This window comes from Micavibrio aeruginosavorus, assembly GCF_051245535.1.
Taxonomy (GTDB): Bacteria; Pseudomonadota; Alphaproteobacteria; order Micavibrionales; family Micavibrionaceae; genus Micavibrio; species Micavibrio aeruginosavorus_D.
This window is the reverse complement of record NZ_CP195303.1, coordinates 1,201,351-1,223,759: the sequence shown is the minus strand read 5'-3', so window position 1 is coordinate 1,223,759 and position 22,409 is coordinate 1,201,351. Positions and strand designations below refer to the sequence as shown.

The window sequence follows — 22,409 nt, the reverse complement described above, 5'->3', positions numbered from 1 at the left end:
ATTTTTATCAAATTTATCCTATTGATCCGCGGATAATTTTTGCCTATAGTCCCCGCCAGTGCCCCAGTGGTGGAATTGGTAGACGCGCCGCACTCAAAATGCGGTACCGAGAGGTGTGTTGGTTCGAGTCCGACCTGGGGCACCATTCCACAAAAAAACCTCCCTTGCGGGAGGTTTTTGTTTTTTCCGGTTACAAACGGATCAGGCTGCTTTTTTCTCCAGCTCCTGACGCGGGCCAAAAAATTCGAAATGCACCTGTGATGCCGGAATGCCCCAATCCAGAAGATGGTGGTAAATGTTCACCATGAAAATTTTTGGGCCGCAGAAATAATAATCGGCATCACGTCCCGGAATGAGGGATTCAATCAATTCTGCATCAATGAATCCCGCGCTGGCGTCTTTGGTGTCCGCAACATCAGACGGTTTCAAATCGCTGTAGCGGTAATGGACGTGCAGATTTTTATGGCTCTGCGCCAGATTATCCAGTGTCGGTTTAAAAGGTTGAACGCTGGTGTCCAGGCATCCGTGGATCAGGAAGACAGGGCGGTCTTTCTGCGATTCCAATGCGGTCAGAAGAATGCTCATCAACGGTGTAATGCCAATCCCCGCAGCCAGCAAAACCAACGGGCGGGCATGGTGTTCCGACGGGTCGAAGAAAAATTCGCCGCAAGGGGCGGAGAGTTCAACCGCATCCCCCGTGTTCACCATATCATGCAGCATATTTGAAACATATCCGGCTGGTGTGCTGGATTCCGGGGGGACTTCGCGTTTCACACTGATGCGAAAGTAATCCTGGCCCGGTTTGTCGGACAGGCTGTAATTCCGCATGGTGGTTGATCCGTCCGCGGTGGGCATACGGATGGTGATGTATTGGCCGGCTTTAAACGTAGGCAGGGGCGAGGAATCCGCCGGAGCCAGATAGAGTGACGTGATAATGCTGCTTTCACGTTCTTTACGGATCACGCGGAACTTTTTGAAACCATCCCATCCGCCGGGCATGGTGGCGTTTTCTTTGTAAATCTGGGCTTCGCGGTTGATCAGGATATTGGCCAGAAAGCCATAAGCTTCGGCCCATGCATTGATAATGTCATCGGTCGCCGCATCGCCCAGAACTTCGCGGATGGAGGCGAGCAGGTTTTCACCGACGATCGGATAATGGTCCGGTTTAATATGCAGGGAGGCGTGTTTTTGTGCGATCAATTCAACCGCATTGCCCAAAACTTCCAGATTGTCGATGTTCGCGGCATAGGCGCAGATGGCCGCGGCGAGGGCGCGTTGCTGGCTGCCGGATTTCTGGTTGGCGGGGTTAAAAAATGGGGCCACTTCCGGGTTATGCGTGAACATGCGCTGGTAAAAATGCCGGGTCAGCGTTTCGCCGTGCTGGTCCAGAACGGGGGCGGTGGATTTAACGATATCGATGGTTTTTTGGTTGAGCATGATGTGATTCCTATAATATGTATTTTGAATACATATTATAAAATATGTTACAAAGGTCAAGCATGATATGAGGGTTGTATGCAACTGACCGTTTTTACAGATTATGGGTTGAGAACATTGATGTTTTTGGCGGCGCGCACCGGGCAGATGTGCAGCGTTAAGGATATTGCCGACCATTACGGCATATCCAAAAACCATCTGGTGAAGGTGGTGCACCATTTATCGCAGACGGGATACATCGTTTCGGCCAAGGGGCGAGGCGGTGGCATCCGTCTGGCCGAAGGAACCGTACAATTGCCTTTGGGTGATATTGTTCAGGCGTTGGAGCCCAATATGAATTTGGTTGAATGTTTCGATCGTGAAACCAATACATGTAAAATTACGGGCGCGTGCCAGTTGAAACATTATTTGCACGATGCCAATCGCGCCTTTATTGCGGCGCTGAACAAACATACATTGGCGGATACGGTAAAGAATAAATCACTCTTTGGATAAGAAAAAACCTCCCGCATGGGAGGTTTTTTGTTTTTCGATTGGCCGCGATTACCGCGCGGTGTGTTTATTTTGCATCCAGGCTTTCAGTTGGTGCAAATCGCGTTCATACCCGGTCGGGCACGCGGCGTAGGATCCGGCTTCGAATGATTTCGGGGCGGCCAGCGTTTGGGCTTTGTCATTGAATTTCGGATAAATGATCATCACGTCACCCTTGGCGGCATATTGCATCAGCAAGCCATTAGGGTCTTTTTTCCATTGCTCCAGTCGCGCATGGCTAAACTTCTTCAGCGATGTGATTTCCTTGCCATTCGCCTTTTTGAAATCCTGCGTCATTTTCGGATAGCATTCAATGGCCATATGGTTGTCGGGGATGTTCAGCATGGCTGTCGGTGTTTTTGGTTTTTCGACAACGCCATGATCCGCAGCAATATCGTGAAGCTTCGTACCCGGAACTGTGCTGGCATCAATACCCTGATTAACCTTGTCCACGGCCCACATGCCACCGGTCATGATATAGGAGCCCATGGTTTTATAATTAGCGCCCGATTGGCTCACCATATAGTCAAACGAGTCTTTCGGGTAATTGATCGGGTTCACACGTTCCTGAAACAACAATTGCCCGGCTGCGATAATGATGGGGGACAGGGCGGTCCAACCCAGAATTTTTTGCAAGGGGACGTATTGGTTTAATTTCTTGATGCCGAGAAAACCGCCAATCGCGACGGCTGCGGGGATGGCAATGCCGCCAAAGGCAATGGCCGCACCTGCAAGCAGAGGCAAGCCAACGAACAAGGCCAATCCGCGTTTAACGCCCAGCTTCTTTGCGGCTAAAAAGGTGCCGACCAAGGCTGCTGTACCCATGACTTTGCCGGTTTTCAGCAGGCCAGAGCCGAACAGAAGGCCGCTCTTTTTCAAAACACCCGGGGCTTTGTTCAAGCCGCTGGCGCCGTGTTGTTTAAAAGCCTGCCCGAAGCTTTTCAGGCGCTCTTTAAAACCGTTCGGTTGTTGCGCATGTTCAATTTTATCGACGTCGGGTTTGTTGTTTTGTTCGGTCATGATGCTCTGTCCTTATTGCCGGGTCGGTTTCAGATCACTGATCGGCTTGGTCATGAAATCCTGCAGTTTATAGTTTGATTCCTTCGGTCCCGGATATTGGCGGTAGCCCGGATCGCATTTCAGCGAGAACGTGTTCGTGATGTTGTGAATGATGGGTTTCGCGGCCTGACCAACATGGGCATAGGTCACGCGAATGTGCGTGTTGTTCCTGCGGGCCATATTGACCAGCTCGCTGTTCGAATCACGTTTCATCGCTTCGATCACGGCGTCTTGATCAAATTGGTGGGGCAGGTGGGTGCCCTGAATATATTGGGTATCGCCATACTGGCCTTGTTTCAATTGCGATGTGCAAACGATGGTTTTCCATTGCGGGGAAATATCACCACGTTGGAGAACGTAGCCATTGCCCGCCGGTTGTTTTTCAACCGGGGCGGTTGGCGCTTGCTGAATTGTTTGCGGCGCAGGGGTCGGAACGGGTTTGATGTCGATATCGTTCTTGAAATATTCGTTATAGGCCCACAAGGCCGCGCCGCCCAAAGCGGCAGCCAAGAAATATTTACCCATACCGGATTTCTTTTGCAGATTGGCTTCGCGCTGCGCGGCGTTGCGTTGGCTGCGTTCAAATCCCGGTTTTTGTTCGGCGCGATCAAAGCCGGGTTTTTCGGATTCCGGTACAATCGTCTGTGGCCGTTTGGGTTCTGTATAAACTTGCGGCGGTTTATGAGATTCGCGCACCTCGGTGGAAGGCGGTTGGTTGACGGTGGGTTTGTGTGCCGTGGCGGTGGCCGCCAGTATGCGGTCATATCCGGCGCGATCTTCTTTCAGCGCGGCATAGGCAATATTGGCTTCTTTGGTTTTTTCTTCGGCTGCTTTATCGCCCGGATTTTTGTCGGGGTGATATTTGCTGGTCATCGCGCGATAGGCGGCTTTGATCACCGCGTCTTCCGCTTTCTGATCAACGCCCAGAATTTCGTAATATGTCTTGCCGTTTAACATTGCACACCACCGTTTTTTTACCCATTTGAGGCCTGATTTTTATTGGTTTTTTTGAATTCAGGCGTCCTTATATTTACCATAACTTGAGGGCGCGGCGCAAGAGGGAAATTTATGTGATTTTATTGTTTTATTTCAATGTGTTAATTGCCACACATTGTCATCCCCGCCTTGTGCGGGGATCCGGAAAGGACCGGGGCAAGTTGCGACTTATGGCCCCCGGATCCCCGCACAAGGCGGGGATGACGAGGGTGTGTGCTGGCGAAAAGGGCCTTAAGCCGTTTTCTTGCCCTTGGCTGCCGTTTTCGCGGGGGCCTTTGCCGGGGCCAGCAACGGGGCCAGATAATGCCCGGTATAGCTGCCTTTGGTCGCGGCGACCTGTTCCGGTGTGCCTTGGGCCACAATGCGTCCGCCTTTATCACCACCCTCGGGGCCGATATCGATGATGTGGTCGGCGGTTTTGATGACTTCCAGATTGTGTTCGATGACCACGACGCTGTTGCCCTGATCCACCAGCTTGTGCAGGACTTCCATCAATTTGCGGACATCTTCGAAATGCAGGCCCGTGGTCGGTTCATCGAGGATATAGAGCGTGCGCCCGGTGGACCGGCGCGCCAGTTCCTTGGCCAGCTTCACACGCTGGGCCTCGCCCCCGGACAGGGTGGTGGCCTGTTGCCCGACCTTGATGTAACCAAGACCAACATCGACCAATGTTTCCATTTTCTCGCGGATGGAGGGAACGGCTTTGAAAAACTCTGCCGCTTCCTCGATCGTCATGTCCAGAACGTCGGCAATGGACTGGCTCTTGAATTTCACTTCCAGCGTTTCGCGGTTATAGCGTTTGCCATCGCATGTATCGCATGTGACGTAAACATCGGGCAGGAAGTGCATTTCAATCTTGATGACGCCATCGCCCTGACACGCCTCGCACCGCCCGCCCTTGACGTTGAAGGAGAAACGGCCCGGTTCATAGCCGCGGGCTTTGGATTCCGGCAGTCCGGCGAACCATTCGCGGATGGGGGTGAAGGCCCCGGTGTAGGTGGCGGGGTTCGAGCGTGGCGTGCGGCCAATCGGTGATTGGTCAATATCGATGACTTTATCGACATTGTGCAGGCCCTTGATTTCCTTGTACGGCAGCGGCGCTTCGCGCGTGCCCATCAATTTCTGGCTGGCGGCCTGAAACAAGGTATCGATGGTAAAGGTCGATTTACCGGAGCCGGACACACCCGTGATGCACGTCATGGTGCCCAACGGTATTTTCCCGTCGATATTTTGCAAATTGTTTCCGGTGCATCCGTTTAGTTCAATAAACTGTTTCGGTTTTCCGGGGCGGCGGGTTTTCGGCACGGCGATGGATTTACGTCCGGTCAGGTAATCGGCCGTGATGCTGTTTTTATTCTTCATCACTTCGTCCGGTGTGCCTTGCGCCACGATCTGGCCGCCATGAATGCCGGCACCGGGGCCCATGTCGATCAGATAATCGGCCATGCGGATGGCGTCTTCGTCATGTTCGACGACCAATACCGTATTGCCCAGATCGCGCAGGCGTTTCAGTGTTTCCAGCAAGCGGTTGTTATCGCGCTGGTGCAGACCGATGGACGGTTCGTCCAGAACATAGAGAACCCCGGTCAGGCCCGAGCCAATCTGGCTGGCCAGACGAATGCGCTGGCTTTCCCCGCCCGAAAGCGTGCCGGAGGAGCGGGAGAGGTTGAGGTAATCCAACCCCACATTCATCAGGAATTGCAGCCGTTCATTGATTTCTTTCAAAATCCGTTCGGCAATGGCGCGTTGCTGCTTGGTCAGTTTCTTATCCAGCGTCCCGAACCAGTCGATGGCCTCGCCAATGCCCATTTCGGCGGCCTGGCTGATATGGATTTTGTTGATTTTCACGGCCAACGCTTCGGGTTTCAGGCGATAGCCCTCACAGGATTCGCACGGGGCGGAGGATTGATATTTCGACAATTCCTCGCGCACGCCCGCGCTGTCGGTTTCCAGCAGGCGGCGTTGCAGGTTTGGAATGACGCCTTCGAACGGCTTTTTCGTTTTGTAACTGCGCACGCCGTCGTCATAGGAGAACGTAATGACTTCTTCATCGCTGCCATACAGGATGATGTCGCGCACTTTCTTCGGGATCGATTTAAACGGCTGGTCCACGGTGGCCTTGTAATGCTTGGCCACGGCGGCGAGGGTTTGCAGGTAATATTTGCTGAAATTCTTGGACCACGGATCAATCGCCCCGTCTTCCATGCTTTTGGATGGATCGGGCACGACCAGTGATTCATCAAACAACAATTTCACGCCCAACCCGTCGCATGTCGGGCAGGCGCCGTGCGGGTTGTTGAATGAAAACAAACGCGGTTCGATTTCGGGAATGGTAAAGCCGGATACCGGGCAGGCGAATTTTTCGGAAAACAGCGTTTGTTCGCCACTGTCCGCGTTTTCAACAATCAATAACCCATCGGCCATTTTCAACGCGGTTTCGACCGAGTCGGCCAAACGGTTACCCAGATCGGCGCGCACGATAATGCGGTCCACGACGATTTCGATGTCGTGTTTAATTTTCTTGTCCAGCGCGGGCGTTTCATCAATTTCATACAACGTGCCGTCAATTTTCACACGTTGGAACCCTTTGGCGCGCAGCTCGGTCAGTTCCTTTTTATATTCACCCTTGCGCCCGCGCACGATGGGGGCCAGCAGATACAGCTTCGTGCCTTCGCCCATCGCCATGATGCGGTCGACCATGTGGCTGACCGTCTGGCTTTCAATCGGTAATCCGGTTGCGGGGGAATAGGGCACGCCGACGCGCGCCCAGAGCAGGCGCATGTAATCGTAAATCTCCGTCACCGTGCCGACGGTGGAGCGGGGGTTGCGGCTGGTTGTTTTTTGTTCGATGGAAATCGCGGGGGACAGGCCCTCAATCGAATCCACATCCGGCTTCTGCATCAATTCCAAAAACTGGCGGGCATAGGCCGACAGGCTTTCGACGTACCGGCGTTGCCCTTCGGCATAAATCGTGTCAAAGGCGAGCGAGGATTTGCCCGATCCGGACAGCCCCGTCATCACGATCAGGGAATCGCGCGGCATATCGACATCGACGTCTTTCAGATTGTGTTCCCGCGCGCCGCGGATGCTGATGGTCTTTAACATAGTGCGAAATGTTCCTGAAAAGTTCTACTCTGGCTTTCCATGTATATGGGATTCGGGGGCGGCTTGGCTAGGGGCTTTTTGGGGCAAAACGCAGAAAAAGCCCCCGGCGGGTTAACCAGCCGGGGGCAAGGTGGTGTTAAAACTGCTGTCTGTTAAGCCGGTTGCGCCGTCGGGCCGCCGGGCTTGCGGGTGGAGCCTGATTGGGGGGCTCCAACCTTGTTCTGGTTTGCGGCGGTCGCGGTGGCCGTCACGGTGAAGCTGTCTTTCACGCTGTCGACGGTCAGGGTTTTTGTTTCCCCGGCCAAATCGGTTTCGTTCTGCTTCAACCAATCAGCCAGCGGCACCTTCACGTAATCGCGGATGGCGCGGTCCATCGGGCGGGCACCGTTCTTGGCGTCGAAGCCAATGCCCATCAGTTCGTCCAGCGCATTGTCGGACAATTTCACCGTCAATCCGGCATAGAGTTTGTTCTGGCGCAGGCTTGTCGACACGTCGTCAATCTTCTTCAGCGCGATTGTTTTAACAACATCCGGCGTCAGATTGTTCATGTCGATAAACGTCGCCCGGTTACGGAATTCCGGTTTCAGACGTTCCTTCGCGGCACGCATCCGTTCGGTGGATGCGGCTTTATCGGCATCCTTCAGCTTGTCCTCTGCGGAAGGTTGTGTAAAGCCGATTGTATTTCTGTTTCCGATTTCATCTGCCGCATTTTGTGCGGCCGAGGCCCCCAAGTTGCTGGTGAAGATCAGCACGCAGTTGCGGAAATTGAGTTTCTTGCCGTTCAGCAGGGTCAGCTCGCCTTCGTCCATGATTTTCATCAGGGCGTTGTCCACTTCCGGGTGAGCCTTTTCCGCTTCGTCAAACAGGACAACAGAGAAAGGTTTCTTTTCTACGGTTTCCAGCGCTGTTTCCTCGCCATACCCGAGATAGCCCGGAGGCGCTCCGACGATTCGGCTGACCGTATGTTTGTCGGCGAAGTCGGCCAAGTTGACGGTGATCAGGGCCTTTTCATCCGCGAACAGCGATTGTGACAGGCTTTTTGCCAGTTCGCTTTTCCCAACGCCGCTGGCACCAGTCAGGTAGAATACGCCCAGCGGTTTTTTCGGATCATGCAGGTTGCGATTGACCAGCCCGATGGTTTTGGAGATTTTCGAAACAGCCTCTTCCTGTCCGAAAATGCGTTGGGACAGGGCTTCGCCCAGATTTTCAATGCGGTCCGATGCCGATCCACCAATTAACGCCAGCGGCAGCCCGGTTTTTTCGGCGATGATTGTGTCAATCGTATCCGTGCTCAGCGTGGGTTCGTTATTCAGTTCGGATTCTGCAACAGCGGACAGCAGAACGCCGATGCCTTTTCCGGGGCGGAACGCGTTCGGCATGTAACGGTCTGTTTTTTCCGCAATGTGGTCCAACGCGTCCTGTGTAATTTCCACGCTGTGGTAATCGGACAGTTTTTTTGCATGTGTTTGCAGCGGATTCATAGCAATCGCCGCAGGCAGTTCTTCCAGTTTCAGCGTCTCGAACGGAGCCAGCAGGGCCGGAGCCGTTTTTTTCAGGAGGAACATTTCCTGTTCCGTTGCACTGACGATCAGATGCAGGTTGTTTTCGCGTGAAGCTTTATAGCTGATCAGGTCACGCAGTTCATTCGCCGGTACGGAACCAAAATCATCGACATACAGAACGATCTGGCTTTTCGGATTATTGCTGTTGTGGTCAGATACGCCCGTCATAATATCATCCAGCGTCTTTTTGATTTTAGACGAGTCCTTGTACAGCATGTCAGCCAGATTGATTTTGAAAATCGTGCCGGTTTTCATTTGGCCCGGGCCGTTGCCTTCGGCCATGTTTTTGGCCAACGCTTTGACAACAGTGCTTTTGCCGATGCCTTCGTCGCCATGGAGCAGGGCGCTGGCGCCTTTTTTCTGCAACAATACGCGGGACAGGCGTTTTACATCGTCATTTCGCCCATGATGTTCATCCAGATCGGCAGATTCATTGATCATGTTTGTCGTGTTTTTGCTTAGCAAGGCCAGCAATGCCGGGGCAATGTTGCTGTTCGAGTCGTTGATGACCGGAACGGTGCCACTGTTTTTCAGCAGGTTTTTGCCGTTGTCTGAGTGAATAGAGTCAATAACCGCGTTGGCTGCGGCATGAACAACAAGGGCATTGTTCGAGAAGCAGATTTCACCAAACCCTTGCGTGATGTCGACGTAGCAGCCTTTCAAATAATCATGAACCTGAACCATCGAACGCACATCCTTGGTAATACGCAGGGATGTCGGGGATTCTCTCTCGCCCTGTTCATTTTTCAGGGTGCTAATGTGATGCTTCAGCATCGTTTTTGCATCGTCGCGGCTCAGAGAATCCGGGTAGCGGTATTGCAGAAGTTGCAAGTAAGCATCGATGGTCAGATCATCTTCCTGCGCGTCTTTGACGACATGGGCATAAAGATCCAGCAGGTCGGTGGCAACAATCTCGGAGAATTTGCGGTTCTGGACCAGCGCAGCGGGGACGCTTTCTAAGAATTCCGGCATCAGGTGATGTTTGTCCAAGGTCAGGGCTTGGCCCATAACTTCCTCAATGGCGCGGAACAGGCTCAATTGCGTGGCTTCGCGGATGCTTTCACTCATATTCTGTATCTCCCTGATAACACTTATAAATTACGCTGTTTTTGTGTTTTCCCTGTGCTTTAATTTACATAAAGCTTAAGTATGGGGCAAGAAATATCTTTATAAAAAAGCAGGGCGCTGTGGAAGATGCCAAAAAGTCTATGGTTTCTGGGGCCTTCGCCATGGGGGTGGCCATAAAAAACCCGCCTGTTGGGGCGGGTTTTTTGATTGTTTCACGATATTGGGGTTATTCCGGCCTCGGGTTTCGTGGGCGAACGGTGCCGCGTTTGCGCCGTTGTGGCTGTGCCGGGGTGTTATCGTTTGTGGCCGCCGGGGTCACGCTGGCGCGGAAGCTGTCTTTCAACACGCTTTCGATGACCAAGGTGCAATCCTTGCCGGAAACTTGATCGGCGTTTTTATTCAACCAGTGGACCAGCGGCACTTTCACATTGTCGCGGATGGTGCGTTCCATGTGGCGGGCCCCGTGGGCGCGGTCATAACCAATTTTCATCAGTTCATCCATGGCCTGTGGTGTCAGGTCAATGTTCATATTCGCATACGCTTTGTTTTCACGCAGGCGGGCGGATACGTCATTAACTTTTTTGAAGGCAATCGACTGCACAGCGTCTTGTGTCAGACTGTTCATGTCGATCATGGTTGCGCGCTGGCGGAATTCTGGTTTCAGTGTTTCCTGAATGGCTTTGGCACGGGCTTCCTTGCTGGCCAAATCGCGTTCGCTCTGACCGTCGCCGGTGCCGAAACCAATGCGGTTCTTTTTCCCGGCTTCTTCTGCGGCGAGGGCGCCAAGGTTGCTGGTGAACATCAAAACGGTGTTGTGGAAGTCGATATGCTTGCCGTTGAGCAAGGTCAATTCGCCTTCGTCCATGATTTTCATGAAGGCGTTGTCAACGGTGCGGTGGGCCTTTTCCGCTTCGTCGATCAGGATGACGGCGTAGGACTTTTGCGCCACATCTTCCAATGCGGTTTTGTCGCCATATCCGACATAGCCCGGAGGCGAGCCGAGCAGGCGGCTGACCGTATGTTCGCCGCTGAAATCCGCCATGTTGACGGTGATCAGATCGGTTCCCAGCGTGTCGGCCAGAACCTTGGCCAATTCGGTTTTACCCACGCCGGTCGGGCCGGTTAAATAAAACACGCCGAACGGGCGCTTTGGATCGTGCAGCCCATGGCCGACCAGTTCCAGCGTATCGGCAACGACCTTGATGGCGTCATCTTGCCCGAACACTTTGCCGGACAATTTTTCGGCCAGATTGGTGTAGCGGCTGGCCCCGTCACCATTAATGGTTTCCAGTGGCTTTTTCGACCGTGCGGCGACAGCGATGCAAACGGATTCATAGGTCAGTTCGGTGTGGCCCTTCATCTCGGCATCGGCGACGGCGGACAGTAACACGTCCGTGGCGCGGGTGATGCGCGATGCCGTTTTCGGCATATGTGCATCGGATTTCTGGATAATGTCGGCCAGCACGGAATCGCTGATGGTCATGGCTTTCTGTGATTCCAGACCCACAGCGGTTTTCAGCAGGTGGAACATCAGAGAGTCCGTGGACAGTTCCGGCGTGGCGATCTTTTCAATCCGCGCGGAATCTGTGTCCAATGCGTTTAATTCTGCATCCGTTGCGTTGAAAATCATCATCACATTGGGGTCATTGTCGGCGTAATGCTGGATAATCGTGCGCAGCATGCCGGTTGAATCCACCATCATGGCGTCATAGCTGAGCGGTTTTTCGGCGCAGCCATAATCATCAAAATGCAGGATGATGGGTTCATCCGGGTTGTCCAGATTGTGGGCGCTGGTGGTGTCCAGAACATCGCCCAGCATCGATTTGGCACTTTGACCCGCCGGGCCGGAATCTGCCGATTTCAACAGCATGTCGGTCAGGCTGATGCGGTAGATGGAGGCATCTTTCAAATAACCCGGTCCTTCGCCCGCGGCCATTTTGTGGGCCAGCGTATCGACCAGAATGCGCGCGTTGCTGTAATCTTTCCCATGTAACAGGACTTGTGCGCCGTGCGGGCGCAGCAGGACGCGCGACACTGCGGCAACGGCATTGTCAAATTCGGGAGCCTTGGGCGGCTTGACGATTTTTTCCGCGATGTTGATGCCATAGATGGACAAGACATCGTGGGCGTTCTCTTCGGCGCCGAAATCATCCTGATCGGCGTCGTCATCCGGCTCCGCGCTCTGTGCGCGCTGAGCGCTGGTTTGTTCCGCATAAACCTGTTCCATACTGGTCGCCAGACTTTCGGCCAGCGTGTTGGTTTGGATGGCTTCATCGCTGAAATGCAATTGGCCGAACAGGCGGGTGACTGTCTTGAAGATTTCGACAACACTCGGAATGGCCTCTTTGCTGTCCGGGGACAGTTCCAGAAGCCCGACACATTCCATGTTGTAGGAGAGTGTTTCGGCGTTTTTGACCTGTTCGATATGGGCCGTCAGAAATTCGTGTGCGGTTTCCGGGGAAATGGATTCGCCATTCCGGTGGCGCATGATTTCGCCGTAAAATTCCGGGTATGCCTTGTTCGCCGGAACATTCATCGAAATGCAGGCATAAAGCTCCAGCAAGTCGTCGACGACGATTTCATGGAATGTCCGGCCGCGGATAACATCCTGCGGCAGCTTTTTTAAACTGTCATTGATTGCGGGGAATTGGGTGGTCAGGGCCCCGATTTGTTCAGCGAGCAGACTGATGCTGCTGAAGGTTTTCAGGTGGTTTTCACTGTGCTGAGTCAGTCCCATATTCTGCGCTCCCTAAGATATGCCCGCGTTTCCGGGCTTTTTGCATACTCTTTTTGACGGTGGGTCAATTTACGTAAGCTGGGCAAAGGGGGCAAGGAAAAAGTGGACGGGGTGGTCCGTCCTGGTGCATAACCGCCAAAATGGCGCAAAACGGGCTTTTCATCCGGCGCATGATGGGTAATAGTGACCCCGGTTTCCCCGAAACAAATATAGAACATGAGAGAGAGCAGGCCATGGCTGGCAGCGTGAACAAGGTTATTCTGGTGGGCAATCTGGGCAACGACCCGGACGTACGGACGATGCAGTCGGGCGGCAAGGTTGTAAACCTGTCCATCGCCACATCCGAAAGCTGGAAAGACAAGAATTCTGGTGAGCGTCAGGAACGCACCCAATGGCACCGCGTGGTGATTTTTAACGACAATCTGGCCACCGTTGCCGAGCGTTATTTGAAAAAAGGCGCGAAAGTGTACATCGAAGGCCAATTGGAAAGCCGCAAATACACCGACAAAGACGGTCAGGAAAAATACACGACCGAAGTGGTCCTGCGCCCGTTCCGTGGCGAGCTGACCATGCTGGATTCCCGCAGCGGCGGTGGTTCCGGCTTCGGCGGCGCAAACGACATGAGCGGCGGCATGGGCGGCGGGGCCGATTACGGTTCACCGGCTCCTGCGCGTGCGGCCTCTGGCGGTGGTGCCCGTATCGACGATATGGACGACGAAATTCCGTTCTAATTCAAACGCGGCTGTTGAAGGGGATCGGGCATGAAAAAGGTCAGGGATCAAATTCTTTCCACCTATGATGCCCAATCCGCGACATTGTCGGCGCAATACCAATCTGTGCAGTCCAGCGATGTTCTCGCTGGACTGTTGCCTTTTATGCCGGGGCGTCAACGCGCGCTGGATATTGCCTGTGGCAACGGGCGCGACGCCAAATGGCTGGCGGAGCAGGGGTTCGCTGTTGATGCCGTCGATGGGGCCGCCGGCATGATCCGGCAGGCGCAAACGGTAAACGCGCATAACAACGTGTCCTATGCCGTCGATGTGATGCCGCATTTGCATACCGTCCGCGAAAAAATTCGTACGACGGGGCAGAAATACGATCTGGTGGTGCTGAGCGCGGCGTGGATGCATCTGGATGCACCGTCGCGGGCCACCATGTTCCGCACGCTGTGTGACATTGCCAATCCGGGGGCGGTGATGTTTATCACGCTGCGCCATGGTCCGGGCCCGGCCGATCGCCCGATGTATGCCGTATCGGCCGATGAATTGCGCGGCATGGCGGCGGATTTTCTGGTCCATTTTGAACACCTCACCGACGGCAAGGCGGACAAGCTGGGCCGCGGGGATGTGTGGTGGGATTCCGTCGCACTGAAAATGCCGAACCATCATGTGGATGCGTTGCCGGTGTACCGCGACGCCATCATCCACGCACCGAAAAACACCAGTTACAAGCTGGGCTTTGCTCAGTGCTTTCTGGATGCCATCCGCCATAATTCCGGTTTGATGCGTGAGGCGGATGATGCGCGCTACGCCATCCCGCTGGGCCCGATGTTGCCGCAATGGATGCGGATGTATAACGGTCTGGCGGACGCCGGATTGGTTCAGGTGCGTCGTCCGATGGCGGATTCATTGAACGCCACGCGCCGCTTTGCCGATGTGGCCGGTGGGGTCAGTGTCCATGATTTTGCCGCTGACCGTGTGTTCGAAGGGGCACAGGCCCAATCCGCCCTGCGCATGATGAATGCGGCCCATGCGGCGATTGTGCAAAACGGCCCCGTGCGCTTTATCAGCCGCCCGGGCAGTGCCCATCCCTTGTTCGCCTATGTCCCGCCGACCCAAGCGGGGGATGACCGGGTTGTCGTTCTGAATCACGATCATCTGGCCGATCGTTTTGGCCATATTCTGGTGGCCAAGGATATCGTCCATGCGGGCCGCGATTATGCACCGTTGATCGAGGCGGGCGTGATGCGCGAATGGGCGCGGTTCAGTGGCCGCATTGCCGGAATTGATGACCCGGCGCAGGTGCAAATACGCCTCGAAAATGTCATGAAGATTGCTTAGTCTGTTCAAACCATCCTTCTAACAGCCGGGAGAATCCTGCTATGCGCCGTTTTATTGTTCTGTTCGTTGCCCTGACCATGCTGTCCATGTCCGCTATGGCACAGGATGCGGTGTCGAATGATGCGGATATGGTCAAGCGCCGTGAACTGGCGCTGGAAATGCACAAAATCCGCCCCGCGCGCGAGCAGGTGAGCGAAGCCGTTCAGCAAGTGGCGCGCAATTTGCCCCCGGCGGATCAGGAACGCTTTATCGCCATGGTGGATAAAGCATTCGACTATGCCGCCTTGGAGAAAATGTCCGTGGATACGATGGTGAATTTGTTCACCACGGCGGAATTACAGGCCATGGTCGATTATTTTGGCTCGCCCGAGGCCAAGGCCGTGGCCAAAAAACTGCCGATTTATCAGGAAAAATTGCAACCGGAAATCATCCGGATGCTGGATCAGGCGCTGGCGGATGAGCGTTTTGGGATCAACCCCACGTCCGCGCCCGCTGCTCCGGAATAAAATACGTTTAATATCAATGGGTTGTATATTGTTTGGCGGGGCTGGAAAAGCCCCGCTTTTTGCCATTTTGGCGTTGTTTGGGTGGGGTAAAAATGCTACTTAATGACCTTGAAATTTCACAAGAAAACCAAGCGTTTCCGCCGTTTTTGATAAAGGCCGTAGAACAATGACCGATACCGCGATCCAGGATCCGATTTTTCCGACCATTTCGCTCGAAGACGAGATGAAGAAATCCTACCTCGATTACGCGATGAGCGTGATCGTGTCCCGTGCGCTGCCCGATGTGCGCGACGGTTTGAAGCCGGTTCACCGCCGTATCTTCTTCGCGATGAAAGAGGGCGGGTACACGTCCGATAAATCCTACAAAAAATCGGCGCGTATCGTCGGTGACGTCATGGGTAAATACCACCCGCACGGCGACTCCGCGATTTACGAGGCCATGGTTCGTATGGCGCAAACATTCTCTCTGCGCCTGCCGCTGATCGATGGTCAGGGTAACTTTGGTTCCATGGACGGCGATCCGGCTGCGGCGATGCGTTATACCGAAGCGCGTCTGGCCAAAGCCGCCGAAGCGTTGCTGGACGATATTGATAAAGACACAGTTGAATTCCGCCCCAACTACGACGAATCCACGTTGGAACCGACGGTTCTGCCTGCGCGCGTTCCGAACCTGCTGGTCAACGGGGCGGGTGGTATTGCCGTGGGTATGGCCACCAACATTCCGCCGCACAACCTTAACGAAGTCATTGATGCGTGCTGTGCCTATGTTGAAAACCCGGAAATCGCCAACGAAGATTTGATGACCTACATCCACGGGCCGGATTTCCCGACGGGGGCGCAAATTCTGGGCCGTATGGGCATTAAATCCGCGTATATGACGGGCAATGGCTCGATCATGATGCGGGCGAAATGCTCGATCGAAGATATGCGCGACAAACGCGAAGCCATCATTGTGCACGAAGTGCCGTATCAGGTGAACAAGGGCCGCTTGCTCGAACGTCTGGGCGAAGTTGGTCGCGAAAAAATTGTCGAGGACATGTCGGAAATTCGTGACGAATCCGACCGCGAAGGCGTTCGTATCGTTATCGAGCTGAAGAAAAACGCCATCGCCGATGTTGTTTTGAACCAGTTGTATAAACACACCCAACTGCAAACATCGTTCCCGTGCAACATGGTGGCCTTGAACCATGGCCGCCCGCAAACTTTGCTGCTGCGTGATTTTATTTCCGCCTTCGTGAAATTCCGCGAAGAGGTCATTACCCGCCGCACGATCTTCGAACTGGGTAAAGCCCGCGACCGGGCCCACGTCTTGGCGGGTCTGGCTGTGGCCGTGGCCAATATCGATGAAATCATCGCCGTGATCCGTAACGCCCCCAACCCGGGCGTGGCCAAGGAGCAATTGCTGTCCAAACGCTGGCCGGCGGGTGATATCACCCCGTTGATCGCCTTGATCGATGATCCGGAATATATGGTTGATGATGCCGGGACATACCAAATGTCCGAAGTGCAGGCCAAAGCCATTCTCGATCTGCGCCTGCACCGCTTGACCGGTCTGGAACGCGACAAGATTGGGGATGAGCTGAAAGAAATCACCGATGCCATCGCCGAATTCCTGGCCATTCTGGGCAGCCGTGAAAAATTGCTGGAAGTTCTGGTCAATGAATTGATCGAAGTGAAGGCAAAATTCGGCACGCCGCGCCGCACGGAAATCGTGAACGCCGAATTCGAAGAAGATATCGAAGACCTGATCCAACGCGAGGAAATGGTGGTGACCATCACCAACAGCGGTTATGCCAAACGTGTCCCGCTGGATACTTATCGCGCGCAACGCCGTGGCGGCAAGGGCCGCAGCGGAACGGGTCTGAAAGACGAAGATTTCGTCACCGACCTGTTCGTGGCCTCAACCCACACGCCGCTGCTCTGCTTCACCAGCCGCGGGATCGTGCACAAGCTGAAGGTCTGGCAATTGCCGCTGGGTACGCCGCAAGCGCGAGGCAAAGCGCTGATCAACATGCTGCCGCTGGGCGAGGGGGAGAATATCTCCGTCATCATGCGCCTGCCGGAAGATGAAGAAATCTGGGATACGATGGATATTATCTTTGCGACCAGCAAAGGTGGCGTCCGCCGGAACAAATTGTCCGATTTCCGTTCCATCCGCTCCAATGGCCTGATCGCCATGAAGCTGGAGGAAGAGGGCGAGAAACTGATCTCCGTCAAAATCGCGCGCGAGGACGACGATATCCTGCTGGCCACCCGTCTGGGCAAGGCCATCCGCTTCCCGGTTGATGATGTGCGCGTCTTCTCGGGCCGGACATCGACCGGTGTACGCGGCGTGAAACTGGCCAAGGACGATGATGAAGTCATCTCCATGTCCATTCTGACCCATGTCGAGGCAACCGCCGATGAACGCACGGCCTATCTGAAGATGGCCAACAAACTGCGTGGCGCGGACGAAGAGGGCGTGGAATTTGAAGGCGGCGATATCCAACTGTCCGAAGCACGCTTCAAGGAACTGCAGGAAAAAGAACAATTCCTGCTGAGCGTCACGGTGAAGGGCTTTGGCAAACGCACATCGGCCTATGAATACCGTTTGTCCGGTCGTGGTGGTCAAGGTGTGACCAACATGGCGCTGACGGCGAAGAATGGCGGCGAAATGATCGCCACCTTCCCGGTCACGGACGAACACGAAGTGATGCTGGTGTCTGATGCGGGCCAATTGATCCGCATGCCGGTCCACGACGTCCGCTTCACGGGCCGCAGCGCACAGGGCGTGACCCTGTTCAAAGTGGCTGAAGGCGAGAAAGTCGTCTCCGTCGCCTGGCTGATCCGCGAGGAAGGGGATGAAGCCGCCATTGATGGCGACGCAGCCACCCCGGCCAACGACATCGACGCGCCGGTTGAGGAATAATGAATAAAATATCCCGGCAATTTGCCGGGATATTTCTGTAAGGAATAGTGTAGACAGGTAATTGTATTGGCGGATAAACTCTTGCGTGTAATTTATAGATACGGAGATCTTAAATATGTCTGTCCCTGCTAAGGCTGCCGAGCGAATCAAAACATCCTTGAAAAGATTTCAGCCGATTCTTCAGTCCGCAAAGGCGCGTGATGTTAATGAATCGGATACTGTGACGATTATTACCGATATGCTGGAGCATATTTTTGGTTATGATAAATACACAGAGATTACATCTGAATATGCTATCCGTGGGACATTCTGTGATCTGGCTCTAAAAATTGACGGTAAGCTGGTTATGTTGATGGAGGTAAAGGCCATTGGTCTGGACCTGAAAGAGCAACATTTGAAGCAAGCCATCAACTATGCGGCAAACGAGGGAATTGAGTGGGTTTCCCTGACGAACGGTGTTGAATGGCGAATCTACAGGGTCAGCTTCGGTAAGCCGATCAACTTTGAGCTGGTTGAGAGCTTTAATATGCTCGATTTGGCTGTGAAGGATAAATCGAGCATTGATGTTTTGTCGTTACTGGCAAAGGAAGGTATCGTTAAGTCGAAGCTGGAGCTGCACCATTCTCACAAGCAGATTTTGAACAGGTTCACAGTTGGCGCGATTGTTATGTCTGAAACGGTTGTTTCGGCGGTTCGACGCGAGCTGCGCCGTATGTCCCCGGAAGCAAAAATCTCGGAAGATGAGATTAAAGAATTGCTTGCGAATGAGGTGATTAAGCGCGAAGTGATTGAAGGCGAAAAAGCGCAGCAGGCCCAAAAGAAAGTTTCAAAAGCGGAGAAAAAGGCTTTAAGAAAAGCCAAGGACGTTTCGTCTAATGCTGTTGGAGCGCCCGCCATTGTACCGGCGGCTGCGGAGTAATAATGGCCAAACACACCGCGCCACAAGTTGCTGGACGGGCCCTGATCGTTGATCGGGGCCGTCTGCTTTTGGTGCGGGGTGATGGGGATGGCACGTTCTGGACCTTGCCGGGTGGGCGGGCCGATTTGGGTGAGGATATTAAATCCTGCGTCCGGCGTGAGGTGTATGAGGAAACGGGGCTGACCATTGCCGTGGGCGATTTATACGCCGTTTCTGAATATTACGACCCCGCGGCCACACACCACACGATGCAGGCGCATTTTGTTTGCGCGATCGAGGCGGGTGCGATACAGGATTCATGGGTTGACCATGGCGGCAGTGTTGAGGAAGTTCGATTTTTCACCCATGCCGAGCTGATGGAATTGCCAATCGTGTTCCCCGATTTCTTGCGAAACGGGGAATGGAGCAACGGGCCGGTTCCGGTCCGCTACATGGGAATGGATATTAAGGAGACGGGATCATGAACCCCAGCCTAGAGGCCGCCAAACACCGCGTCGGCGTTTACCCCGGCACATTCGATCCGATGACCAAGGGCCATTTGCACATTATTCAACGCGCCAGCAAAATCGTTGACCGTTTGATTATCGGCGTGGCGTCCAACGTGCGCAAGGGACCGTTATTCACGATTGATGAACGCATTGATCTGGTCAAAACCGATATTGCCAACATGCACGATAAATATTGCGACATTGATGTGCGGCCATTCGACAACCTCTTGATCGACTTCGCGCGCGATGCCGGGGCGTCGTGCATTATCCGGGGCTTACGGGCCGTGTCCGACTTTGAATTCGAATTTCAGATGACGGGCATGAACGCCAAGCTGAACCCGGACATTGAAACCGTGTTTTTGATGGCTTCGGACAAGTGGCAATTCGTGTCCTCGTCCTTTGTGAAGGAAATCTGCTCGCTGGGTGGGGATGTGTCCGGGGTTGTGACCCCGCATATCGAGGCCAAGATGAAGGCTAAATTTGGCCTGAAATAACCCTCTGGCCACGGTTTCGCGCAGGAGATATATGGGGGATATGGGGCCGCAGGGGCCGAAAAACCCCAAAGATTCCAATATTTTCAAAAAAAGTGCGGTTCTTTGGGATTGTTTTGAAAAGAAACCTTGACGAAGGGGCCATGTATTCATATTTTGCATCGGCCTAATATACGCACCCAGCCACTACGGGGCGTTCGCAACGGGTAAGACTGCTTAGCTCAGCCGGTAGAGCAACTGACTTTTAATCAGTAGGCCCAGGGTTCGAATCCCTGAGCAGTCACCACCCCTCTCTCCCAATCCTTCAATATAGCTTCAGCGTTGTTTCCGGCAGATCCTGCGGGACAATTACGCTTGGATCCGGCCGTCCATCCTCGCCACGCATCGGGGGAATGGGTTCCAGAACCATCGTCATGCACAACGCCATCACGGTGCCGAATGCAATCACGGCGCTGATGGCAGATGAAAACAAAATAATGCCCGGCGCATCGGGGCCAAGATGAATCATGGGTGTTCTCCATGTCGTCATAAACCCCCACCACAAACCCTCTGATTAACGTGGCCTGCCATCGGCTCCCGTCAACACACGATGAAAATTAAAACACTGGCGCCCCATGAAAACCATGTTGCGCCAGTGCGTTGTGTGTTTGTGGGGAATTAAGGGTGAATTTTATATTGTTGTGTCCTGTAACTCTTCGTCCCAAATCGACATGGCGCGGCGAACATGGGGGATGGTAATGGACCCACCCACCAGCATAGCAATGCCAACCGCTTCCGAAAGCTCTTCCGACGTTACACCGGATTCTTTGCAGGCGATCAGATGGTAAAGGATGCAGTCATCACAGCGCAGAACAAGCGAAGCGGTGAAGCCCAGCAATTCCTTTGTTTTTTTATCAAGGGCCCCGGCCTGATACGTGGCGGCATCCAATCCAAAAAATCGTTTTTGTTGCTGATTGGCGTACTTGGCCAGAATAGCGTTTTGCTTTTCGCGGGTGCTTTTGAAGCTTTCAATTTTTGATTCAGTCATGTCTTTTCCATTTTATAGGGGTTTCATGGGCAGGTTTGTTTTTAAATCGTGCGTCGATAGATGTGCGATGTTTGAGATACTTTTCTTGAATGTCCCAACGCCCCAGCGTTGAGAATTCGTTGCTGGGCCAGCAAGATATAATCCGTTCCAGTTTTGCGATCCTGATTCAAAGGCATTCTTGTCTGTGTCGCTTCTGCGTAATGCTCCGCGCATGTCGAGTCTATCAAGTAATGGAATAGATATTTTTCCATCATCTGATATTGTTTTCATCGTGTATGAGGCGCTATTAAAAATGGACGATACATTCATTTTTTGATGGTGATCGAATTGAATGGAAAATCCATCCTTTGTAGCTTTTATGTGTGCTTTTTGAATATCTCCACGCACAAAAATTAGCTTGCCCGTGGATTCATATTTTTCCATCAGCTCGTATCTTTGAGGGGACGTTGGGTTGCCATATAAGGCGCTAACGTAGCTGCTTAATGAAGCGAAGTTTTTCTTTGTTACATCATTGCCGATACTTTTTTCCAGTTGTGATGCATGGAAAGAGGACAGGATGTGTCCCGTGGCGATCCCTTTTTTGAGTCCATTTTCTAAATCTTGCTCAAAGAGAAAGCGGAGAGATTCTGAGCTCAATGCGGAAGGTTTTGAAAGAATCCGCGCGTTCAGATTTTCAAAGCAAAATTCGCCAAATTCTGATCGTTCAGCAATGGGGTCAAATCGCCATGGTTTAACCAAATTCCGAGAAATTGCATATACGGGGCCTTGGTGTTGGATGTGATCAAGCAAGGCCAGTCCATCAAGCATGGATTGACTTGTCCCAATGATCAGGATGGGTGATGATTCATAGGAAAGGCGTTCGTGAGCTCTTTTATTATCATAGGGAGCTGAAAAATAAAGCGGATGATAGCTGTGCTCATTCAACAGGTCGGATTGGCCGTGCCCAGGCGTCAGTACAATAACATTGGATGTTGATGTGTTGTCTTGGTCGTCTGTAAGTTTGAAGTTAAACGCAGATATTTTTTCTATATCTTTAATTGTTGATTTGATATGCGAAATTTTCCCGATGCCGTGTTGCTCATAAAGGTCTGCGGCTTTTGAAAAAACATCATTAATGTAAGACCCGTAAAGCTCTCTGGGGGCGAAATCATTTTCGGAAAATGGTTTTCCGCTGAGTTTCAGCCAATCAGAAAAATGATTCGGAATGTCCTGAAGAGGGGACATCGCATAGGCGGGCTGGTTCAGAAGAAAGACATTTTGCGTTGTCTCTTCTTGCATGTATGGCGTGCCGTAACCAATCGCATTTTTGGTGTCAAAAATGTTGATATCGATGGTGCTTTTCGGGCTGGCGGTCCATCCTTCCAATGTTCTTTGGGTTATGAGGTTCAGCATTTGCTGAATGGCCACCATTGAACCGCACAGTCCTCCGCCTACGATGGCAATTGTTGATTTTGTCATATTGTTTATCCTCTCTGTAGTGCGCCACATATGCTTTTGGCTTCGGGCTTTATTGCG

General features: G+C 53.1%; 17 protein-coding genes and 2 tRNA genes. 10 read left to right on the top strand and 9 right to left on the bottom strand.

Annotated elements, in window-relative coordinates:
- The first annotated feature begins 60 nt into the window (after positions 1 to 60).
- Positions 61 to 145: transfer RNA gene (locus ACSC94_RS05935), tRNA-Leu, on the top strand.
- Positions 146 to 201: 56 nt separating this feature from the next.
- On the opposite strand, the gene hmpA is transcribed toward ACSC94_RS05935, so the two are convergent.
- Positions 202 to 1,437, bottom strand: coding sequence for an NO-inducible flavohemoprotein (hmpA, locus tag ACSC94_RS05930; RefSeq protein WP_435642125.1), 1,236 nt, complete (start codon positions 1,435 to 1,437; stop codon positions 202 to 204).
- Positions 1,438 to 1,515: 78 nt separating this feature from the next.
- On the opposite strand from hmpA, the gene ACSC94_RS05925 reads away from it, so the two are divergent.
- Positions 1,516 to 1,932 carry an Rrf2 family transcriptional regulator gene (locus tag ACSC94_RS05925; protein WP_435642124.1) on the top strand — a complete coding sequence of 139 codons (417 nt, stop codon included), beginning with the start codon at positions 1,516 to 1,518 and terminating at the stop codon, positions 1,930 to 1,932.
- 48 nt (positions 1,933 to 1,980) lie between these two features.
- Here ACSC94_RS05925 and ACSC94_RS05920 read toward each other — a convergent pair whose 3' ends face one another.
- The 5 genes from ACSC94_RS05920 to ACSC94_RS05900 form a co-directional block, all read right to left on the bottom strand.
- Positions 1,981 to 2,988: a hypothetical protein gene (locus ACSC94_RS05920; protein ID WP_435642123.1), complete on the bottom strand. Its 1,008-nt coding sequence runs from the start codon at positions 2,986 to 2,988 to the stop codon at positions 1,981 to 1,983.
- A gap of 12 nt (positions 2,989 to 3,000) precedes the next feature.
- On the bottom strand, positions 3,001 to 3,984 hold the full coding sequence (locus ACSC94_RS05915; RefSeq protein WP_435642122.1) for a DnaJ domain-containing protein: 984 nt from the start codon (positions 3,982 to 3,984) through the stop codon (positions 3,001 to 3,003).
- Positions 3,985 to 4,254: 270 nt separating this feature from the next.
- Positions 4,255 to 7,128, bottom strand: a complete 2,874-nt coding sequence (uvrA, locus tag ACSC94_RS05910; protein WP_435642121.1) for an excinuclease ABC subunit UvrA — start codon at positions 7,126 to 7,128, stop codon at positions 4,255 to 4,257.
- 152 nt (positions 7,129 to 7,280) lie between these two features.
- Complete coding sequence (locus ACSC94_RS05905; protein ID WP_435642120.1) at positions 7,281 to 9,758, bottom strand: AAA family ATPase; 2,478 nt, start codon at positions 9,756 to 9,758, stop codon at positions 7,281 to 7,283.
- A gap of 226 nt (positions 9,759 to 9,984) precedes the next feature.
- Positions 9,985 to 12,495: an AAA family ATPase gene (locus ACSC94_RS05900; RefSeq protein ID WP_435642119.1), complete on the bottom strand. Its 2,511-nt coding sequence runs from the start codon at positions 12,493 to 12,495 to the stop codon at positions 9,985 to 9,987.
- A 233-nt stretch (positions 12,496 to 12,728) separates the two neighbouring features.
- On the opposite strand from ACSC94_RS05900, the gene ssb reads away from it, so the two are divergent.
- From ssb to ACSC94_RS05860, 8 genes are all read left to right on the top strand, one after another.
- On the top strand, positions 12,729 to 13,226 hold the full coding sequence (ssb, locus tag ACSC94_RS05895) for a single-stranded DNA-binding protein (protein WP_435642118.1): 498 nt from the start codon (positions 12,729 to 12,731) through the stop codon (positions 13,224 to 13,226).
- A gap of 30 nt (positions 13,227 to 13,256) precedes the next feature.
- Positions 13,257 to 14,555 carry a class I SAM-dependent methyltransferase gene (locus ACSC94_RS05890; protein ID WP_435642117.1) on the top strand — a complete coding sequence of 433 codons (1,299 nt, stop codon included), beginning with the start codon at positions 13,257 to 13,259 and terminating at the stop codon, positions 14,553 to 14,555.
- A 41-nt stretch (positions 14,556 to 14,596) separates the two neighbouring features.
- Entirely contained in the window at positions 14,597 to 15,061 is a 465-nt protein-coding gene (locus ACSC94_RS05885; RefSeq protein WP_435642116.1) for a hypothetical protein, read from the top strand.
- Between the two features lie 166 nt (positions 15,062 to 15,227).
- Positions 15,228 to 17,969, top strand: coding sequence for a DNA gyrase subunit A (gyrA, locus tag ACSC94_RS05880; protein WP_435642115.1), 2,742 nt, complete (start codon positions 15,228 to 15,230; stop codon positions 17,967 to 17,969).
- Positions 17,970 to 18,084: 115 nt separating this feature from the next.
- Positions 18,085 to 18,888: a type I restriction enzyme HsdR N-terminal domain-containing protein gene (locus ACSC94_RS05875; protein WP_435642114.1), complete on the top strand. Its 804-nt coding sequence runs from the start codon at positions 18,085 to 18,087 to the stop codon at positions 18,886 to 18,888.
- 2 nt (positions 18,889 to 18,890) lie between these two features.
- Positions 18,891 to 19,352 carry an NUDIX domain-containing protein gene (locus ACSC94_RS05870; RefSeq protein ID WP_435642113.1) on the top strand — a complete coding sequence of 154 codons (462 nt, stop codon included), beginning with the start codon at positions 18,891 to 18,893 and terminating at the stop codon, positions 19,350 to 19,352.
- Positions 19,349 to 19,870: a pantetheine-phosphate adenylyltransferase gene (gene coaD / locus ACSC94_RS05865; RefSeq protein ID WP_435642112.1), complete on the top strand. Its 522-nt coding sequence runs from the start codon at positions 19,349 to 19,351 to the stop codon at positions 19,868 to 19,870. The genes ACSC94_RS05870 and coaD overlap by 4 nt, the downstream gene beginning before the upstream one ends.
- 207 nt (positions 19,871 to 20,077) lie before the next feature.
- A tRNA-Lys gene (locus ACSC94_RS05860) sits at positions 20,078 to 20,153 on the top strand.
- 18 nt (positions 20,154 to 20,171) lie between these two features.
- Here the strand turns inward: ACSC94_RS05860 and ACSC94_RS05855 are convergent.
- The 3 genes from ACSC94_RS05855 to ACSC94_RS05845 form a co-directional block, all read right to left on the bottom strand.
- Complete coding sequence (locus ACSC94_RS05855; RefSeq protein WP_435642111.1) at positions 20,172 to 20,375, bottom strand: hypothetical protein; 204 nt, start codon at positions 20,373 to 20,375, stop codon at positions 20,172 to 20,174.
- A 162-nt stretch (positions 20,376 to 20,537) separates the two neighbouring features.
- A complete protein-coding gene (locus ACSC94_RS05850; protein ID WP_435642110.1) occupies positions 20,538 to 20,894 on the bottom strand; it encodes a carboxymuconolactone decarboxylase family protein in 357 nt (118 codons plus the stop codon).
- 12 nt (positions 20,895 to 20,906) lie between these two features.
- Positions 20,907 to 22,352 (bottom strand): FAD/NAD(P)-binding protein, encoded by a 1,446-nt coding sequence (locus ACSC94_RS05845; RefSeq protein ID WP_435642109.1) that lies wholly within the window; start codon positions 22,350 to 22,352, stop codon positions 20,907 to 20,909.
- Positions 22,353 to 22,409 lie beyond the last annotated feature (57 nt).

Excerpts from the sequence above, each read along its gene's own strand:
- hmpA (WP_435642125.1), bottom strand. The coding sequence starts at position 1,437 with ATGCTCAACCAAAAAACCATCGATATCGTTAAATCCACCGCCCCCGTT.
- ACSC94_RS05925 (WP_435642124.1), top strand. The coding sequence starts at position 1,516 with ATGCAACTGACCGTTTTTACAGATTATGGGTTGAGAACATTGATGTTT.
- ACSC94_RS05920 (WP_435642123.1), bottom strand. The coding sequence starts at position 2,988 with ATGACCGAACAAAACAACAAACCCGACGTCGATAAAATTGAACATGCG.
- ACSC94_RS05915 (WP_435642122.1), bottom strand. The coding sequence starts at position 3,984 with ATGTTAAACGGCAAGACATATTACGAAATTCTGGGCGTTGATCAGAAA.
- uvrA (WP_435642121.1), bottom strand. The coding sequence starts at position 7,128 with ATGTTAAAGACCATCAGCATCCGCGGCGCGCGGGAACACAATCTGAAA.
- ACSC94_RS05905 (WP_435642120.1), bottom strand. The coding sequence starts at position 9,758 with ATGAGTGAAAGCATCCGCGAAGCCACGCAATTGAGCCTGTTCCGCGCC.
- ACSC94_RS05900 (WP_435642119.1), bottom strand. The coding sequence starts at position 12,495 with ATGGGACTGACTCAGCACAGTGAAAACCACCTGAAAACCTTCAGCAGC.
- ssb (WP_435642118.1), top strand. The coding sequence starts at position 12,729 with ATGGCTGGCAGCGTGAACAAGGTTATTCTGGTGGGCAATCTGGGCAAC.
- ACSC94_RS05890 (WP_435642117.1), top strand. The coding sequence starts at position 13,257 with ATGAAAAAGGTCAGGGATCAAATTCTTTCCACCTATGATGCCCAATCC.
- ACSC94_RS05885 (WP_435642116.1), top strand. The coding sequence starts at position 14,597 with ATGCGCCGTTTTATTGTTCTGTTCGTTGCCCTGACCATGCTGTCCATG.
- gyrA (WP_435642115.1), top strand. The coding sequence starts at position 15,228 with ATGACCGATACCGCGATCCAGGATCCGATTTTTCCGACCATTTCGCTC.
- ACSC94_RS05875 (WP_435642114.1), top strand. The coding sequence starts at position 18,085 with ATGTCTGTCCCTGCTAAGGCTGCCGAGCGAATCAAAACATCCTTGAAA.
- ACSC94_RS05870 (WP_435642113.1), top strand. The coding sequence starts at position 18,891 with ATGGCCAAACACACCGCGCCACAAGTTGCTGGACGGGCCCTGATCGTT.
- coaD (WP_435642112.1), top strand. The coding sequence starts at position 19,349 with ATGAACCCCAGCCTAGAGGCCGCCAAACACCGCGTCGGCGTTTACCCC.
- ACSC94_RS05855 (WP_435642111.1), bottom strand. The coding sequence starts at position 20,375 with ATGATTCATCTTGGCCCCGATGCGCCGGGCATTATTTTGTTTTCATCT.
- ACSC94_RS05850 (WP_435642110.1), bottom strand. The coding sequence starts at position 20,894 with ATGACTGAATCAAAAATTGAAAGCTTCAAAAGCACCCGCGAAAAGCAA.
- ACSC94_RS05845 (WP_435642109.1), bottom strand. The coding sequence starts at position 22,352 with ATGACAAAATCAACAATTGCCATCGTAGGCGGAGGACTGTGCGGTTCA.